The sequence below is a fragment of the Roseovarius sp. EL26 genome, from assembly GCF_900327775.1.
Classification (GTDB): Bacteria; Pseudomonadota; Alphaproteobacteria; order Rhodobacterales; family Rhodobacteraceae; genus Roseovarius.
This window is the reverse complement of record NZ_OUMZ01000007.1, coordinates 698,354-716,310: the sequence shown is the minus strand read 5'-3', so window position 1 is coordinate 716,310 and position 17,957 is coordinate 698,354. Positions and strand designations below refer to the sequence as shown.

The 17,957-nt window shown below is 53.3% G+C and carries 14 protein-coding genes; 9 read left to right on the top strand and 5 right to left on the bottom strand.

The window, feature by feature from the left end; genetic code table 11:
• Positions 1-119: 119 nt before the first annotated feature.
• Complete coding sequence (locus tag D9A02_RS11405; protein ID WP_120501081.1) at positions 120-2,312, bottom strand: thiamine pyrophosphate-dependent enzyme; 2,193 nt, start codon at positions 2,310-2,312, stop codon at positions 120-122.
• A gap of 251 nt (positions 2,313-2,563) precedes the next feature.
• Here D9A02_RS11405 and D9A02_RS11400 point away from each other — a divergent pair, with 251 nt between their 5' ends.
• From D9A02_RS11400 to D9A02_RS11385, 4 genes are read left to right on the top strand one after another with little or no spacing between them, the layout of a single operon-like run.
• Positions 2,564-3,427: a xanthine dehydrogenase family protein subunit M gene (locus D9A02_RS11400; protein ID WP_120501080.1), complete on the top strand. Its 864-nt coding sequence runs from the start codon at positions 2,564-2,566 to the stop codon at positions 3,425-3,427.
• Positions 3,424-3,903, top strand: a complete 480-nt coding sequence (locus tag D9A02_RS11395; protein ID WP_120501079.1) for a (2Fe-2S)-binding protein — start codon at positions 3,424-3,426, stop codon at positions 3,901-3,903. The genes D9A02_RS11400 and D9A02_RS11395 overlap by 4 nt, the downstream gene beginning before the upstream one ends.
• The gene (locus D9A02_RS11390) at positions 3,903-6,143 is read left to right on the top strand and encodes a xanthine dehydrogenase family protein molybdopterin-binding subunit (protein ID WP_120501078.1); all 2,241 of its coding nucleotides are present in this window, start codon (positions 3,903-3,905) and stop codon (positions 6,141-6,143) included. The genes D9A02_RS11395 and D9A02_RS11390 overlap by 1 nt, the downstream gene beginning before the upstream one ends.
• Positions 6,144-6,146: 3 nt before the next feature.
• Positions 6,147-6,392: a MoaD/ThiS family protein gene (locus D9A02_RS11385; RefSeq protein WP_120501077.1), complete on the top strand. Its 246-nt coding sequence runs from the start codon at positions 6,147-6,149 to the stop codon at positions 6,390-6,392.
• Positions 6,393-6,400: 8 nt separating this feature from the next.
• Here D9A02_RS11385 and D9A02_RS11380 read toward each other — a convergent pair whose 3' ends face one another.
• Positions 6,401-7,531: a CAP domain-containing protein gene (locus D9A02_RS11380; RefSeq protein ID WP_120501076.1), complete on the bottom strand. Its 1,131-nt coding sequence runs from the start codon at positions 7,529-7,531 to the stop codon at positions 6,401-6,403.
• Positions 7,532-8,030: 499 nt separating this feature from the next.
• Between D9A02_RS11380 and D9A02_RS11375 the strand changes: the two genes are divergently transcribed.
• From D9A02_RS11375 to D9A02_RS11365, 3 genes are all read left to right on the top strand, one after another.
• Positions 8,031-9,068 carry an efflux RND transporter periplasmic adaptor subunit gene (locus D9A02_RS11375; protein ID WP_120501075.1) on the top strand — a complete coding sequence of 346 codons (1,038 nt, stop codon included), beginning with the start codon at positions 8,031-8,033 and terminating at the stop codon, positions 9,066-9,068.
• An 11-nt stretch (positions 9,069-9,079) separates the two neighbouring features.
• Positions 9,080-12,136 (top strand): efflux RND transporter permease subunit, encoded by a 3,057-nt coding sequence (locus tag D9A02_RS11370; protein ID WP_120501074.1) that lies wholly within the window; start codon positions 9,080-9,082, stop codon positions 12,134-12,136.
• A gap of 223 nt (positions 12,137-12,359) precedes the next feature.
• On the top strand, positions 12,360-12,797 hold the full coding sequence (locus D9A02_RS11365) for an NUDIX hydrolase (protein ID WP_120501073.1): 438 nt from the start codon (positions 12,360-12,362) through the stop codon (positions 12,795-12,797).
• A 413-nt stretch (positions 12,798-13,210) separates the two neighbouring features.
• Here D9A02_RS11365 and D9A02_RS11360 read toward each other — a convergent pair whose 3' ends face one another.
• Both D9A02_RS11360 and D9A02_RS11355 read right to left on the bottom strand, forming a co-directional pair.
• Positions 13,211-14,896, bottom strand: a complete 1,686-nt coding sequence (locus D9A02_RS11360; RefSeq protein ID WP_254054609.1) for a mechanosensitive ion channel family protein — start codon at positions 14,894-14,896, stop codon at positions 13,211-13,213.
• A 72-nt stretch (positions 14,897-14,968) separates the two neighbouring features.
• Entirely contained in the window at positions 14,969-16,123 is a 1,155-nt protein-coding gene (locus tag D9A02_RS11355) for a BamA/TamA family outer membrane protein (protein WP_120501072.1), read from the bottom strand.
• Between the two features lie 193 nt (positions 16,124-16,316).
• Here D9A02_RS11355 and D9A02_RS11350 point away from each other — a divergent pair, with 193 nt between their 5' ends.
• Both D9A02_RS11350 and D9A02_RS11345 read left to right on the top strand, forming a co-directional pair.
• Positions 16,317-16,868, top strand: coding sequence for a hypothetical protein (locus tag D9A02_RS11350; protein WP_162933043.1), 552 nt, complete (start codon positions 16,317-16,319; stop codon positions 16,866-16,868).
• A gap of 13 nt (positions 16,869-16,881) precedes the next feature.
• Positions 16,882-17,214, top strand: coding sequence for a hypothetical protein (locus tag D9A02_RS11345; protein WP_120501070.1), 333 nt, complete (start codon positions 16,882-16,884; stop codon positions 17,212-17,214).
• A 55-nt stretch (positions 17,215-17,269) separates the two neighbouring features.
• Here the strand turns inward: D9A02_RS11345 and D9A02_RS11340 are convergent, their stop codons facing one another.
• Positions 17,270-17,857 carry a riboflavin synthase gene (locus D9A02_RS11340; protein WP_120501069.1) on the bottom strand — a complete coding sequence of 196 codons (588 nt, stop codon included), beginning with the start codon at positions 17,855-17,857 and terminating at the stop codon, positions 17,270-17,272.
• Positions 17,858-17,957 lie beyond the last annotated feature (100 nt).

Sequence of the window (17,957 nt, the reverse complement as noted above, 5' to 3'; positions counted from 1 at the left end):
AATGCCTTCATCCTATTCATCAGACTATATAATGTAATAGTGGCTATATTTCACCCGGCTGCCTTAATCAGGGCATCTTCTGACGTAACGGAAGCCAAATTATATCAACGCGTAATTACTCACGCGTTTTCCGCTAGCAAAGTGAGTACGGCGTCCACAATACCGCCAGCTGACGGCATGGTCGCCGCATAGGCCGGACCGGTTGCGATAAAACTATCCTCAGCTGTCAGGCGCCTGCAAGGCGTATTAGGGCATTGCTCGGCCATCATCGCCATTAACGCCTCAGCCACGCCACCAGAGCGCCGTGTCTCATCGACAATCAGGATGTTATCGCAGCTTGCGACTGCGGCAATCAACGCTTCTTCAGGCAAGGGTGAGAGCCAGCGCAAATCAATCACACGCGCATCAACACCTTGATCCTTTAGCGTTTTTTGTGCCTGCCTCGATAAGTAATACCCATTGGCAAAGCTGATGATTGCAAGGTCAGTGCCCTCACCAGATTGCGCAACCTCACCCAATTTCGAGATTTCTCCGGGCTCGGGATATTGGCAAAGCCACCCCTCATCCCCCGCCTCATGCAAGTCTCGCATCGGATAAAGGGCAATCGGTTCCAAAAACACAACAACCCGCTGCTCTTCACGTGCGAGCCGTACACATTCGCGCATCATCCGTACCGCATCCGTGCCATTGGAGGGGCAGGCCAATATGACACCGGGGATGTCGCGCAGCACAGCAACCGAGTTGTCATTGTGGAAATGCCCGCCAAAGCCCTTTTGATATCCCAAACCTGCGATCCGGATGACCATTGGGTTGGTGTATTGACCATCTGAGAAGAACGACAACGTCGCCGCCTCACCGCGCAGTTGGTCTTCGGCGTTGTGCAGATAGGCCAGAAACTGGATCTCTGGCACCGGCAAGAACCCGTTGTGCGCTAATCCGATTGACAGCCCCAGAATGGATTGTTCATCCAGCAGCGTATCAATCACCCTGTCCGGACCAAAGCGTGACATCAGCTTTTGTGTCACGCCGTATACGCCACCTTTGCGACCAACATCTTCGCCCATCACGGTGATCTCGGAATGCTCCAACATCAGATCGGTCATGGTCCAGTTTATCAGTTTGGACAGAATTTGCGGCTCTTTCATCACGCGCATATCACTACCAAATGCCTGTATGCGGGCTTCATCCGACGGGCCGTTGCCTGCAGCGCAATCGCGTATTGGAGGGATCAGGCTGGCCATGACTTGGTCGGCTGACTGCAGCCTTGGTCGTTTAACCACCTCTAATGACATCCCTCGAACATCAAGGTTTGTTTTATCATATAGATTCAATGCATTATTAGGCGTCATTACATTCGATTGTGACAACAACCGAACCGAATGCAGCAGCGGGTCATTAGCCTCATCGCGCTCCACCTCAGTCCGCGACAGATAGGTCGTCGCCACATCCGGCCCTGCATGACCATAAAGACGCACAGTGCGGATATGCAGCACGGCAGGTTTGCGACGCGTCCGGACATATGCGGCCGCCTCTGCCGTCACGCGGTAGGTGTCGTAGATATCCAGACCGTCGCAGGAGAAGTATTTTAACCCCGGCTTGTTTTGCAGGCTCGCCGCAATCCAACCCTTTGGCGTTTTGACGGAAATCCCGATGCCGTTGTCTTCGCAGACAAACAGCAACGGCATCGGCACCGATTGATAAGACGCCCACCCCGCCGTGTTGAATGCCCCCTGCGCCGTAGAATGGTTGGCAGAAGCATCGCCAAAGGAACACATGATGATGCTGTCATCTGGCAAGACACGATGTTCTGGCGCATGTCGTTTGGCCAAGCCCAGTGAATAGGCCGCCCCAACAGCTTTGGGCAGGTGACTGGCAATGGTTGAGGTTTGCGGTGGAATGAATAGCTCTTTTGACCCAAGAACCTTGTGCCGCCCACCAGAAATCGGATCGTCAACAGATGTGGCAAAACTCAGCAACATGTCCAACATTGGATTTTGCCCCGGCACTTGCCCCGCCCTTGCGATCTGAAACGCCGCATCACGGTAATGCAGGAACGCCATATCTGTAGGTCGCAAGGCACCGGCAACCGCCGCCATCCCTTCGTGACCTGAGGACCCTATGGTATAAAACCCCTGCCCGGCTTTTTGCATCATCCGGCTTTCCCGGTCCAATGCCCGCGACAGGCATTGCGCGCGAAACAGGTTTTCGGCCAGTTCGGACGACAACGGTCCAGCCGGATTTTGCCCCTGCGGAAGATCATTACCCGCCACACGTGTTTGGAAATTATTGTGAACGATTTCTGCCCGGTCCATCTCAGTCTCTGACCCTGTTATTACTCTGCGCTCTCATCGTAATTCATGCGCCACACTGTGCCGAATTCGCAAGTCTTATTTGGGTCAATGCTACTTTCACAAAATAATTTGATCAAATTATTCAATATACCCCTTAGAAATTACATTTACGGGTTTGCTCTCTTACTGAACTTGGTCAATAGTCTTGCCAACAAGATTGAGTCTCAGGCTCCGGCATTTTGATTGCCGGCCCCAGGTAGAAAGGCAAATTCATGCAATACGAAGCACCGACAACGGTGAGTGCTGCAATTGACCTGTTGTCCAACACTTCCGGCGAATGCCGCGTGATGGCAGGCGGCACTGATCTATTGGTCCGACTGCGGGCTGAAATGTCAGACCCCGATCTGATCGTCGACATTAAACGCATCGAAGGCATGCGCGATATTATGGCCGAAGATGGCGGCTGGCGCATTGGCGCAGCTGTCAGCGGTGCCGAGATGAGCGAACACGCAGCGCTGTGTAAAGACTGGCCTGGTGTTATCGAAGGTATGGATTTGATCGGATCTACGCAGGTCCAAGGCCGCGCCACACTGGCGGGCAACCTATGCAATGCCTCCCCTGCAGCTGACAGCGTTCCGGCGATGATTGCGGCCAATGCCGTGGCACGTATTGCCAGTAAAGATGGCACACGTGATGTGCCGGTGGCAGACATCCCTGCTGGCCCCGGTAAAACCACATTGGCAGCTGATGAGTTCATCACATCGATATTCCTGCCAGCCCGCGGATCAAACGCAGCAGATGCCTATCTGCGCTTTATCCCGCGGACCGAAATGGACATCGCCGTTGTTGGCTGTGGCGTCTCACTGACGCTTGATAACGCTGGTGTTTGTACCGCAGCTCGGGTGACACTGGGCGCTGTTGCCCCAACCGTGCTTGTTGTGGATGCCGCGGCAAGCGCTCTGGTCGGATCCAAACTGGATGATGCGGCATTGGGTGCATTGGCGACAGCCTGTTCAGATGCCGCAAACCCAATCAGCGACAAACGCGGAACTATCGAGTTTCGCAAGCATGTTTCCGGGGTCCTTGCCCGGCGTGCCGCAAAAATTGCCTATCAGCGCGCAGGAGGTGCGTCATGAGCCAGATTCATGTGAAAACCACAATCAACGGCGACCCGGTCGATTTCCTGTGTGAGCCCGAAGAAACCCTACTGGATGTGCTGCGCGATAAGCTTAGCCTGACCGGCACCAAAGAGGGATGTGGCAGCGGCGACTGTGGCGCTTGTTCTGTCACGGTTGATGACCGTTTGGTTTGTTCATGCCTGATGCTGGGGGCCGAGGCCGAAGGCCGCGAAGTCAGCACGATTGAGGGCATGGCACAGGGCGACGCGCTGCACCCGCTGCAGACTAGCTTCATCAAACATGCCGCCCTGCAATGCGGTATCTGCACACCCGGCATTCTGATTGCTGCAAAATCCCTGTTGGAAAAGAAACCCGACCCAACCGAAGAAGAGGTTCGGTATTGGCTGGCTGGTAACCTGTGCCGCTGCACCGGTTATGACAAAATCATTCGCGCCGTGATGCAGACGGCCAAAGACCTGCGGGAGGCGTCATAATGGCTCTGGACAACACAGAAAAGAAACGCGAATTCAAAGTCGTAGGCACAAGGGTTGAACGCCCTGACGGCATCGACAAGGTCACCGGTCGCGCCCGTTACGGCGCTGACATGAGTGCACCGGGTATGCTAATCGGCCGCATTCTGCGCAGCCCGCATGCCCACGCCAGGATCGTCAGCATCGACACCAGCAAAGCCCGCGCCCTACCCGGTGTGCATTCGGTCATCACCCGTGCGGATTTTGATGACGCTCCCGATGATGTGCTCGATGTCCTAGACAACTGTATGGCCGGTGAAAAAGCCCTGTATGACGGCCATGCCGTCGCCGCCGTGGCCGCGACCAGCGCACCCGTTGCACGCAAAGCGTTGAAACTGATCGATGTGGTGTACGAAGTGCTGCCACATGTCACCGACGTTGATGAGGCAATGAAACCCGACGCGCCGATCCTGCACGCAGGCCGCGCCGAAGAAACCGCGCCCGAAGGCTCCTCCGGCAACGTCATGGCGCGCCATGAGTTTGGTCATGGTGATATCGAGGTGGGCCTAGCCAAGGCAGACCGTATCGTTGAGCGCACTTATAAGACGGAGGCCACCCACCAGGGCTATATCGAGCCCCACGCCTGTCTAGCGACCTTCGCGCCAGACGGTCAGGCCGATCTATTCTGTTGCACGCAGGGCCATTACATGGTCCGCAACACCTGTGCGGCCATCATGGGCATGAAACAGGGACAATTACGCGTCACGGCCTCAGAAATCGGTGGCGGCTTTGGCGGCAAGACAACTGTCTTCCTTGAACCTGTTGCCCTATGCCTGTCGCGCAAAACCAGCCGCCCCGTCAAAATGGTGATGAGCCGGTCCGAAGTGCTCCGCGCCAGCGGGCCAACCGCCTCCAGCTCAATCGATGTGCGCATCGGCATGACCAAAGACGGCAAGATCACAGCCGGATTTGCCGAACTACGCTATCAAGGTGGCGCCTACCCCGGCTCGCCCGTTGAATTCGGCGCAATGTCCGGCTTTGCGCCGTACAATCTGGAAAACGTCAAAACCATTGGCTGGGACGTGGTCACTAACCGCCCCAAGCAGGCCGCTTATCGCGCCCCCGGCGCACCAATGGCGGCATATGCTATTGAAAGTGCGATTGACGAGTTGGCCAAAGGCTTTGACCTCGACCCGCTTGAGGTGCGCCTGATGAATGCATCGCGCGAAGGAACGGTTGCCTCTTACGGTCCCACCTTCCCTGCAATCGGGTTAGAGGCCACGCTGAAGGCCGCCAAGGATCATCCGCATTGGTCAGCCCCGCTGGGCCCGAACCAAGGGCGCGGTGTGGCATGTGGTTTCTGGTTCAACTTCGGCGGCGACACTTGCGTCACGCTCAACGTGGCCCCTGATGGCACGATCAACGTCTCCGAAGGCAATCCAGACATTGGTGGCTCGCGCGCCTCAATGTCGATGATGGCCGCCGAGGAATTGGGCGTGCCCTATGATCAAGTACGTACCATCGTGGCTGACACGGCTTCGCTGGGTCAAAACGAAGTCACCGACGGCAGCCGCGTGACCTTTGCCGTGGGTCTTGCCACGATCAAAGCTGCACAAGCCGCCAAGCAAGAGATGTGCAAACGTGCTGCCATGACATGGGGCATCGACGAAGATGCTGTTGTTTGGGAAGACGGGGCCGCTAAACCCGCCGGTCCAAACGCAGGAGAATTCCCGCCGCTGACCATTGCAGAGATTGCAGGCACGGCATCAAACACGGGCGGGCCAATCGCGGGCCACCACGAGGCCAACCCCGAAGGTGCCGGCGTCAGCTTTGCCACGCATATGGTTGATACTGAAGTAGATCCTGAAACCGGCTACACCAAAATTGTACGCTACACCGTGTTTCAGGACGCGGGCAAAGCCGTACACCCGGACTATGTCGAGGGCCAATTCCAAGGCGGTGCAGCGCAAGGTATCGGCTGGGCTTTGAACGAGGAATACATCTACGGCGAGGATGGCACCCTGCAAAATGCAGGCTTCCTAGATTACCGTATTCCGGTAGCCTCGGACTTGCCGATGATCGACACGGTGATTTTGGAGATCCCCAACCCGGGTCACCCCTACGGCGTGCGCGGTGTGGGTGAAACGTCCATCGTGCCACCCTTGGCCGCTGTGTCCAACGCGGTGTCAGAGGCGGCAGGCGTACGCATGACTGAACTGCCGATGTCACCGCCCCGCCTGTTGGCCGCGATGCAAAGCAAATAAGCCATGGTTCAGGTGCGCCTTTGGGGATCTCTGGCTGATTTTACAGATGGCCAAACCCATGTGGACATCGACGCATCCAACCTGCGCGAGCTTTTGAATGGATTAGCCCGGGATTATCCCGGGCTAACGCCGCAGCTTGATCGTGGGGTCTCGGTCTCAATCGATGGGCGCATTTACAACGACAGTTGGTTCACGCCCATCAAGCCCGATAGTGAGGTGGTCCTGCTGCGCCGCCTCAAAGGCGGCTGACAGCCCTCTTATGCCGCCATGTCCCAGGCATTGGTGACATCAAAATTACTCCAACCCCAATCCATCGCCAGTTGGTAATCGTCACATCCACCATTGCCAATGTCCACCATATCGTCGGCACCTTGGTCGAGTTCAACTACCATAAAGTCATCTTCATCGGCCACACTCGGATCTTCGTCTCGTGGCGTGAACCAGAAGTTGTCAGCGTCGCCAAACGCAACTTCAAACCTCTCTTCGATCAACGCCTCGATCCGATTACCCAGATCAGTCAGGAACGCATTGAGATCGAAGGCGAACTCCTCTTGCTCAGGCTGATCAACCGGCACGTCGTCCTCTGGAGTTTCAACAACGGGTGTTTCTGGCTGTGGTTCTGGATCATTTTCTGCAACCGGGGTCTCGTCTTCCTCCTCAACCACCTCTGGCGTTTCATCCTCAGCCACTTCAGGCACATCCTCGACCTCGGGCACATCTTCGGCCTCGGGTGTCTGGTCCACCTCAGGTACGTCCTCTGCTACAGGCTCCTCTTCAACTTCCGGCTCGTCTTCTGCAACAGGCACGTTGTCTTCCGGCAACTCAGCCACAACAACCGGATCTTCTTCGATTACATCCTCCTCAGGAACCGCATCATTTTCTACGACCGGCATCTCTGGTTCCGGCGCCACTGGTGTCTCGGGCACAACAGGCTCTTCGACTGGGGTGGCATCGGTTGCGCCAAAGTTTTGGGTGATCATCACACCGTCAAAGCCACGATAATCACCACGCTCAACCCCAATTCCGATCTCTTCGTAATCCGGATTCAGGATATTAGCCCGGTGGCCCGGGCTGTTCATAAGGCTTTCGTGAATGTCGCGCACGTCATCCTCCAGGCCCGGTTCGCCCCGTTCACTTTGCCAACCAATGTTTTCACCCCAGGTCCAGTTCCCTTCTAGAACGTAACCGGCGCTGACAATCCGATCACCAGCGGAGGATCCTCCCTCTCCGGTGTGCGAAAACACATCTTCCTCCAGCATCCAATCGCTGTGATCTTCGCTGGCCTCATTCAGATCCCCGTTAAAGCGCAAGGGCGAAAGCCCCACTGCTGCGCGCTCTTCGTTGATCAATTCAAGCATCAAGACTTCAAGTGCGTTTGCCTGAGACATCAATAGTCCTTTCTGGCGCTGTGTTCGCCATTCATCATTTCTAGACTGCCCAACATGCATTCATCACGACAAAGAAACCCCGCCCGGCGGCCAACCGGCCAACCAGTTTGGTACGGCACAACCCAGTGCCACACTCAATAAACGTTGTATTCTCTCACTCGCCCAAGACGACGAATGTCTTACGCCTCTTGGACAAGTGGGACGCTATTTTCAGATGAAATTCACTACAACAGCGGGCAAAATCACGCGCACACAATGGCGCGAAACTGCCCAAATCCAAAGTTGGACCGGCAAAAATATGCGCGTCACAAATTGCGCCACATTTCCCACCGGGATGATGTGCAACGCAGGCGATTTTATGATTTGAAACGCCATTGTGCGGCGTATTCCTAGAAACTTACACTAATTTACCGCAAGATCACACGAAGGCTTCCTGCTTTAACTAAACTCTTCGGTTTGATAAGGTAGAATTGCACAATTCGAGGCAAAGGTTCCAATCATGAGACTCATTTCCATTACATCAGCGGCTTTTCTTTCCCTTGCCGCTCCCCTGATGGCGCAAGACATCGTCAAGCCGGTAAAACTCATGAAGATCGAAGACAGCGACGGCAGCGTTACCCGCCAGTTTTTTGGCCGCGTCGTAGCACGTGAAACCGTCGATCTGGCGTTTCAAGTTTCTGGCCAGATCGTTAATTTTCCGGTCAAAGAGGGTGAACCTGTCAAACAAGGTGAACTAATTGCCAAACTGGACCTCGAACCCTTTGAAATCTCTCTGGATCAAGCCCGCGTTCAAAAGGAACAGGCGGATCGCGATCTTGCCCGCTACAAGCTGCTTGAAGGCAATACTGTTAGCCAAGTCAGCGTTGATGACGCCCAGACGGCGGATGATCTTGCCAAGATCAGCCTTCGTGATGCTGAACGCAACCTGAACGAAGCTACCCTGTTGGCTCCGTTCGATGGCCTTGTCGCTGCCCGCAGCCTTGCCAACTTCAGCACCATCAACGCAGGCACCCCGGTTGTCCGCCTGCACGATATGTCCGATCTTCGAATCGAAATTGACGTGCCCGAAGTGCTCTTTCAGCAAGCCGGCAAAGATCCGGATTTCGAGATTTTTGCAAGGTTCCCCGCCAGTGATGAAACTTTCCCTGTTGAGGTTCGCGAATTCAACGCCGAAACCTCGACCATTGGCCAAACGTTCACCATCACTTTTGGCATGGAACCTCCAGAACATCTGGTGATCCTGCCCGGTTCATCGGCCACAGTGATCGCCATTCAAAGCGGTCAGACAGAGCATTTCATAGTCCCCACTGCCGCCATCGTCACTGCCAACGATGGCAGCACGTCCGTCATGGTCTTTGAACCTACAGGCGAAGGTCAGGGCACAGTTTCCAGCCACGCAGTAGAGATCACCCCCTCGAACAAGGGCGAGGTGCAGGTCATTTCGGGCCTGAACCCTGGTGATGAGATTGCTGCTGCTGGCGCATCCGAGTTGAGCGACGGCCAAACCGTGCGTCGCTTCACCGGCTTCGCGAACTGAGGGGCCGGATCATGAACATTGCACGTTTTTCCATTGATAAGCCGCTGATCACTTGGCTGATCATGTTGGGCTGCCTTCTGGGCGGTATTTGGGGCTTTACCAGCCTTGGACGTCTAGAAGATCCCGCCTTTACCATCAAGACTGCTGTTGTTGTTACCCAATACCCCGGAGCCTCCGCCGAACAAGTCGCCGAAGAAATCTCGGAACCACTGGAATCCGAAATCCAAAAAATGGGCGAAGTGGATGAAATCCGCTCGATGAACCAGCCCGGCCTGTCGTGGATCACCATCGACATGAAAGACCAGTATGATGGCACTGAATTGCCAGAAATCTGGACTAAACTGCGCAACCGCGTCTCAGATGCACGCCTGCCCAATGGGGCCACGATACCTTATGTCAATGATACCTACGGCGATGTGTTCGGCATCTACTATGCTATTACCGCGCCCGGTTTCTCTGACGCCGAGCTTTATGAGCTTTCAACCTTTATGCGGCGCGAGCTGCTGACCGTCGAAGGTGTCGCAGACGTTGAGGTCGCAGGCATTCCTAATGAGGTGGTTTACGTCGAACCCAACCTCGTCGTAGCCACCAATCAAAATGTCTCCCCCAGTGCTATTCAAGACGCCATTGCCAACGCCAACTCCGTTGTGGATGGCGGCAGCCTCCAATCATCTGACGGCCGCACCTTGATCCAAGCCCCAGAGGGCGACGAAACGGTGGATGAGATCGCAGGCCTAACTGTTGGTGTTGACGGTGAAATTGTTAACCTCGATGACTTTTCCAAGGTCTACCGCGCTCAGGAAACCAACCCAGACATCTTTATCCGCCATAACGGAATCCCCGCTTTTACGTTAGGCGTTGCCGGTATAGCAGATGAAAACATCGTCGATGTAGGAAAACGTGCCGATGCCAAGCTGGCTGAACTGGCCGGCGATATCCCTGCAGGTGTCAGCCTCGCACCAATATACCAACAACACCTTGTGGTCGAAGAGGCATCAAACGCCTTCCTCGTTAACCTCGCCATGTCGGTCACCATCGTGGTCATCGTTCTGGCGCTGTTCATGGGCTGGCGCGCCGCTGTGGTTGTGGGGTCTACCCTGCTGTTGACGGTGGTTGGCACCCTGATGTTCATGAGCTTCTTCTCGATTGAGATGGAGCGTATCTCGCTGGGCGCGTTGATCATTGCCATGGGAATGCTGGTGGACAACGCCATCGTGGTGGCCGAAGGCATGCAAATTGCCATGCAACGCGGCTCAAACTCCCGCGATGCGGCAGATGATGCCGCCAGCAAAACTCAAATCCCTCTGCTGGGCGCAACCGTGATCGGCATCATGGCTTTTGCCGGCATTGGTCTCAGTAATGATGCCACTGGAGAGTTCTTATTCTCACTCTTTGCGGTGATTGGCATCTCATTGATGTTGTCATGGATTCTGGCCCTAACCGCTACTCCACTGCTTGGGCACTACTTCTTTAAGCAAGGTACATCATCCGAAGGCGACACCGGCTATGACGGGCCGCTATTTCGTGTCTACGGCAAAGCCCTCAACGCAGCTATACGTCTTCGTTGGTTGGTTGTCGCGGGCCTCATCGCGGTCACAGTGGTGTGCTACGCAGGCTTTGGCAGTATCAAGCAGCAGTTCTTCCCTGACAGCAACACGCCGCTATTGTTTGTGCACTACAAACTGCCGCAAAGCGCCTCGATCCACCAAACCTCGCGCGATCTTGAAGTCATCGAGGATTGGTTGGAGCAACGAGACGACGTGGTGTCCTATACCACCTATGTCGGCCAGGGCGCTTCGCGCTTCATGTTGACCTATCAGGCCGAGGATCCCAACCCCAGCTACGGCCATATCATCGTCCGTACGGAAACCATCGATACAATCTCAGCTCTAGCGGATGAGATGCTGACCGTCGCAGCCCATAACCTCCCCGAGGGTGAATTCCGCGCCAAACGTCTTGCCTTTGGTCCCGGTGGCGGCACCCCGATCGAGGTCCGTTTCTCAGGCCCTGATCCAGAGGTGCTGCGTGACTTGGGCGATCAGGCTATGAAGTTGATGGCGGAAACCACCGATGACATCACCACGCTCTTCATTGATTGGCGTGAAATGGAGCAGGTGCTACGAGCCGTCTATGCCGATGACCGGGCGCAAGAGGCCGGCATCACCCGTGAAAACGTCACCAACGCCTTCATGTTTGCCACCGAGGGGCTTAGCGCTGGGGTCTACCGCGAAGGCGAACGGCAGATCCCTATCGTACTGCGCCTCGCCCCTGACTCCACTCTCGCCCTAACGGATATGAAGCTGTTCTCGGCCAGCGCCAGTGAGTTTGTTCCTATGGAACAGGTCATCGACGGTTTGGTGTTCGAGCCGCAAAACACGCTGGTACATCGCCGCGACCGAGTTTTGACCCTGACCGTCGGCGCAGAAATCAAGCTGGGCCTAACTGCACCACAGGTACAGTCGCAGGTAAAACAAACAATCGACTACATGCCCCTGCCCCCAGGCTACAAGATGGAATGGGGCGGTGACCTGGAAAGCTCATCCGAGGCGCAAGCCAGCCTCGCAGCACAATTGCCTTTCAGCATCATCATCATGGTGCTCATCTCGATCCTGCTGTTTAACGCCCTGCGCCAGCCGCTGATCATCTGGCTTTTGGTCCCAATGTCGGTCAACGGTGTCACCATCGGCCTTTTGGGCACGGGTATGCCTTTTACCTTCACCGCGCTTCTGGGCCTGTTGTCGCTTTCGGGCATGTTGATCAAGAACGGCATCGTTCTGGTCGAGGAGATTGACATCGTCCGCCGTGAGGAGCCACAACTGCCCCTCGCCGATGCGATTATCAAAGCCAGCACCTCGCGTGTGCGTCCCGTTATTCTGGCCGCGGCGACAACCATTTTGGGGATGATCCCGCTTATCTGGGATGCCTTCTTTGTCTCGATGGCAATTACTATCATGGGTGGTCTGGCGTTTGCCTCTATCCTGACACTGATCGCCGCGCCCGTGTTCTACTATCTGTTTTTCGCGCGCTCTGCTCGAAAACAGCAAAGCATGGCACCTAGCCACGCCTAAGGAAAAGTACGCGCCCACTTCCATTTTGTTGAGGTGGGCGCTGATACACGGTACTGCGGGGCTGGAAATGCAACGATAAGCACCTATCTTTTCAGATGAATTCACGTTATTTTAAAGGCATAATATATCAAACTTGCCCACAAATGAGGTGAGAAAACAGCGGTAAAACAGGCACATTCCCATAGATCTGAACGCCGCACCAAAATTGGAATGAGCAGCAGATATGGCACGTAAAATACAATATGGCGTTGTTCCCTACCTGAAAGAGGGCAATAAAACGCGCATTATCATGGTGACCAGCCGTACCCACCGCCAATGGATTTTCCCAAAGGGTGGCCGTGTAAGTGGCCTGTCACGGCGTAAATCCGCGCTACAAGAAGCCTTGGAAGAAGCTGGTCTAAAAGGCCGCATCGATAAGAAAGCCGAATTTACGTCAACCATTATTCGTAACGGCGAAAAAATTGATCTGGTCCTTTACCCAATGCAGGTCGACAAAATGAAAAACAAATGGGACGAGATGCATCAGCGCCGTCGTGTGGTGATTTCACCGCGCAAAGCTGAAAAAATCGTAACTTGCAAAGGCATGCGAAAAGGTATCAAAAAGTGGCTGCGCTGGCATGACAAAATCAAATCAGAGGCCGCCAACAAGAAAGCAGCGTAATGTCCACTCTAGTGCAGAACGTTACTATGGCCTCCAATCGGATATCAATCTCTCACTTTTAGTGAGTAATATGGCAGGAAAAGAACGGCATAAAATTCTTCCCCGTCAACCAGAACTACCCGCAACAGGCCTACGCCTTATATGATGGACCACAACACATGAAAAAAATCGACGTCGATAAAGACTATAAACGCTCAAAATTTTTGATTAAAGCAATGATCGCGCAAGTCGTCGTGATCTTGGTGATCATGTTTTGTTATTGGGCATACTTAAAATCTTGAGCGAGGCCGATAAAATCGTCGACCTTCAAAAAACAATATGGTTTGCATTTTGCGGCGCAATAGTTGAGCTGATTTATTCAACAAATAGTCTGCAAACTGACCCTTGCACTCAAATTCTTAACTGGCGATCCTTCATTTCTGCTCCACCCCCAGCTGGTGTGCCAGTGTGCCATCCCAGTCTTCGCTTGGGATTTTAGGAATTTCTGGATCTGCCTCATAAGATGGTGTCATGATCTGAGTTCCGTTCTCATTAAACACATCTACGATATTTGAGTGGAGATCAGACATGATCTTGGGCAAATGCCCGCCTCGGGATGTAAAGGCATTGATCTCATAGTTGATTGCATAGTCTGCCAATTGCGACCACAAAACAAAGGGTTTAGGAGCTTTTTTCAAACCCGCCGTGCGCCCTGCCGCCTCGATCAGCATGGCTTCGATCTTTTTGGGTGGTTCCTCGTAGCCGATACCAACGACCGTGTGCACCATCAGCCCTCGACCATCAATGGCACGGGTGTAGTTCACCACTTCTGAATTCAACAGTTTGGCGTTTGGAATACTGATCAGCTCATTTTTGAGTGACTTCAAAATAGTTTCCATCAGCTTGATTTCGATCACATCGCCAGTCAGATCCCCGACTCTGATCCGGTCACCAATATTGGTGCTGCGGCGGTAAATGACGAACAGCCCGGCCATGATGTTGCTGACCACCGTATTAGACCCCAAAGACACCATAACCCCCGCGATAATCGTAAGCCCTTGAAAGGCTGCAGAATCTGACCCAGGAATATGTGGATAGGCAAATACGATAGCAATACCGATGATCAGGATACGTGACAGAAAATAGGTCGGCGCGACCCAGTGACGTTCAAAATCACCTAGCTCCAATACACCCGCCTCAACGTTATCCAAGACAACCTTCACACCTTGAATCAAATAACGGGTGATAAAAGCAATTATGATAAGGGTGATCAAGCTGGGCAGATAGGAGACAAAGCCTTTTAATATGTCGATCAATGGCGTTGTAACGTAGGTCAAAAGCAACTGTGCCAATGGTCTGGTTTCTGCGATCGAGAACAAAACCAGTGATAAATAATAGTAAAAAATTACGAAATATACGGCCCATAAAACCAGCTGCATCGCAAATCTGACCAGCCCTGCAACAGCTTGGCCGCGAACGATAGATTTTGTTGCTTGCTCTACATCTTCGAACCGGCTTTCGACCAATCTCCCAACTGCCCGGATAAATGCATTGCGCCGCCGGAAAAACAACATTGAGACAATGACAAATCCGGCCGTCCATGCCAGCGCAGATTTTGCGCTACTCAACCGGGCAGACTGAGTACGTTTAGCCCGGTAGGCAACAACAGCTTCTCGAATACGATTGGCATAGATCTCAGCCAAAGCTTCAACGTCCAGGCCTTCCAGTTTGGCCTCAGCACCAGACACCAAAACGACATCCAATCCATCCGAAGACACACTTCTGCCATAGCGATGGGGACGAATTAGCAGATCAACGCTGGGTTCATCAGATGCCTCTGCCAGATCAATAATCCGGTTTGCAATCCCCTCGGCCCGTTCATCTGCAGGCAAGGCAGTAAAGCCCCTGACCCGAAACAGAATCTCTCCTTCAACTATGACTGGGGCAACATAAGTGTCATCATCTATGATCGAGGTTTGCTCTGAACCACTTGAAACAACATTGTCACTATCTTGCGCCTGCGCTGTTGCAGGCATGCTCGCGTGCAAACACAAAACAGATGCAGCAATCATCAAACACCGCACCAACACATCAGGCCACGTTGTTTTACTTGCTGTCATATCGATTGTCCCTTTGAATGTTTTATCGTCAAGATGGCATAAACCCTCTTAATCACAAACATTTCTTTTGAATTAAAATCTTTGACCTGCATAAATGTACAACAGGTTTTCACCTCGATCGTTACCCGAAACGTCGACAGAAAAATCGACAGGAAATTTCTTAGACAAGCGATATCTCAGGCCAACACCACCAGCAGAGCCGGACCGGTCTAAATCGTCGATACTGCTTCCAACGGCACCTGCCCCCGCAAACAGCACATATCCAAATTGCTTACCCAAGCGACTTCGATACGCCATCTGGGCTGATACCATTCCATTATCGAGAAACTGAGTAGAGTTGAAGCCGCGCAATGCATCGGTGCCACCAACAGAACATAAATCATAAAAGACAGTCTGTCGGGACGCTCCACAGCCCGTAAAACGAAACGCGACAACGCTTCGGTCTGTGACACTTACGTATTTATCATAAGTTGCATAGACTTTGGAATAATCCGAGCTCTGCCCGGAGATCGGCTGCGTATATAAGCCGGTTAACCTGAACCTGGAGCCCTCAGACGGGTAAATGTCATCATTTCGACGATCATGTTCAAGCGACAAACCATAACTCATCGTCGAAAACCCAAGTGATGGCCTGAATTCAGCAGGAAGTGCATTAAACAGCCTGTTGTTTGATGTCACGTTCGTCTCAAGGTACCGCGTCAGCAGGCTTATGCTGGTGTTCTGCGTGAAGCCATATCTAAAATCCATGCTGGCTAATCTCCCGGTTTGCCGCACCGGGATAGTCAAATGATTTCCAATCAGATCATAATTGGCGTCTGCATCAATATAGCTACCAGACACCCCCCAACGATTGTCATTGAAGGACAAGCTGAAAGCCAGACCATATGCTTCGGTGTCATTTGTCGATTTCAACGCCCCCACCCCGAACATCGAAGTATCCGAACCGGGATCGGCTTGAAACAGATATGCCCCACCAATGGCAAGCCCTTGTTCGATCATAGGATTAGAAAACGGCACTGGCACCGCAATGAATGAACCCTTGCGAAAGCCAATATTTTGTTGCGTCGCGGCCTGATTGATCGGCTGCATGTTTTGTTCAACAGTGCTGCTTGTTGATTGTGAGATTGCAGCGACTGGGGCTAGACATATCAGTACACATCCGCTCATCGTCCGAAGCAGTGAGCAAAAACGCTTGATCCAGCCATAAAATCTGTTGTTGGCAAACATGCGACCACAGCCTCATCCTTTGGTCACTCAAAGGTTTCACGCAATAATTGTGTCGTCCATACAAACCTGATGCCTGACGTGTTTTTCATAGAAACCCGTTTCCAAAGCACCACAGTCCCTCATAGGTAAAGTTGATTTTCTTGACATTCCACAGAATCCCACACAAGGTTTTGAGATAATAATGGAAAATTTCATGCTCAAACACCTTGCAATTACCGCTGTGACGGGATTGTCGTTGTTTGCCCAACCCGTGCAAGCAGAAGCCGTCGCAACCCTACGTGATGGCGGTAAATCCCTCTTTTCTTTTACCGTTCCTGATTTTTGGACTATGCAATCCGGCGGGAAACAACGCCTTACCCTCCCCGGCTCGGATGAGGCCCGTTCCGTGCCACAGATCATATCGATCCGGCCAACAGAAGATCCGACTTTGTGGATGGGGTTCTTTTCCCCACCTGGTGTGCGCACGATAGCCGAAGGCAGGACCTACCTGCAGGAGGTTGCAAGCTTTCTGGGTTCTGACCCTACAGTCACCGATCGACCCAAACGTATCATCGGAGGTCGCGAGGCGCAGGTCATCGAAGGCACAAGCCGTCGTGACGGCAAAGATTTGCAGTTTTTCATCGCGATCATCGATTTGCCGGGGTCGCGCATTGCAATCGGTGCCTCAGTGGTCGAGGCAGGAACAGATGTGAAATTCTATGATGAAATCAATGGTGTATACGAATCATTTCATGTGGCACGCTAAGAGGGGCAGGACAATGAACAGCAAATTTATTCGCCTATCTCTGATCATGTTTTCTGGCTTGGTGCTGTCCGGATGTGACGGTGTTTATGTCGGTGCTTCTTATGGTTATAATGACGCCTTTTATTGGAACCACTGGCACCAAAATGATCGCGATGTTGACGTCGATATTGATATTGACCGTCCCCCTCGGCCAAAGCCTCCGGTCACACGTCCCCCGGCAAAACCCAAACCGCCAATTGCACGGCCACCAGCAGGCCGCCCGCATCCACCAACCGCACGCCCGCCAGCATCGCGCCCGCCGTCTGTGCGTCCCCCCATGCACCGACCACGTCCAAGGCGTGGCTAAAGCCACGTCAAATCAGGCACCTGTGCGGGGTGCCCGAAGTGCTTAAGGCTGGTAATTAACTATATTCGGACAGCCGCGCGACATAGCGCGCCAAAGTGTCGATTTCCAGATTGATCAAATCCCCTACACCCACATCCCCCCAGGTGGTTGCGATTTTGGTGTGCGGAATGAAATTGATACCAAACACTGTGCCTTCCACCTCATTAACGGTCAAAGACGTGCCGTTAAGCGCAACTGATCCTTTTGAGGCAATATAGCGCGCCAGTTCTGCAGGTGCCTCAAGACTGACCCGAGTACTGTCGCCCTCATCTTTCATCGCGACCACTTTTGCGATTCCGTCAACATGCCCCGATACAATATGACCGCCCAATTCATCGCCAACCCGCAAAGCGCGCTCCAAATTGATCCGACGACCCATTGTCCAACCACCGAGATTACTTTTGGTCAGGGTCTCGGCTGACACATCAACATCAAACCAACCCTGCCCTTTGCTGACCACGGTCAGGCACACACCGTCACAGGCGATGGATGCACCAATATCCACACCGGCCATATCATAGGCCGATTTTATTCTGGCACGCATATCACCACGTTGTTCCAGTTGCTGAACGGTGCCGATGTCGGTGATGATCCCGGTGAACATATTGAAAGCCTCCACAGGTTGATCCTTCGCACCTACCCTTTGACCTGCACGATGACAAGCCGCCTTGCTGCAGGCTTTACTGATATCAATCATGCGTTAT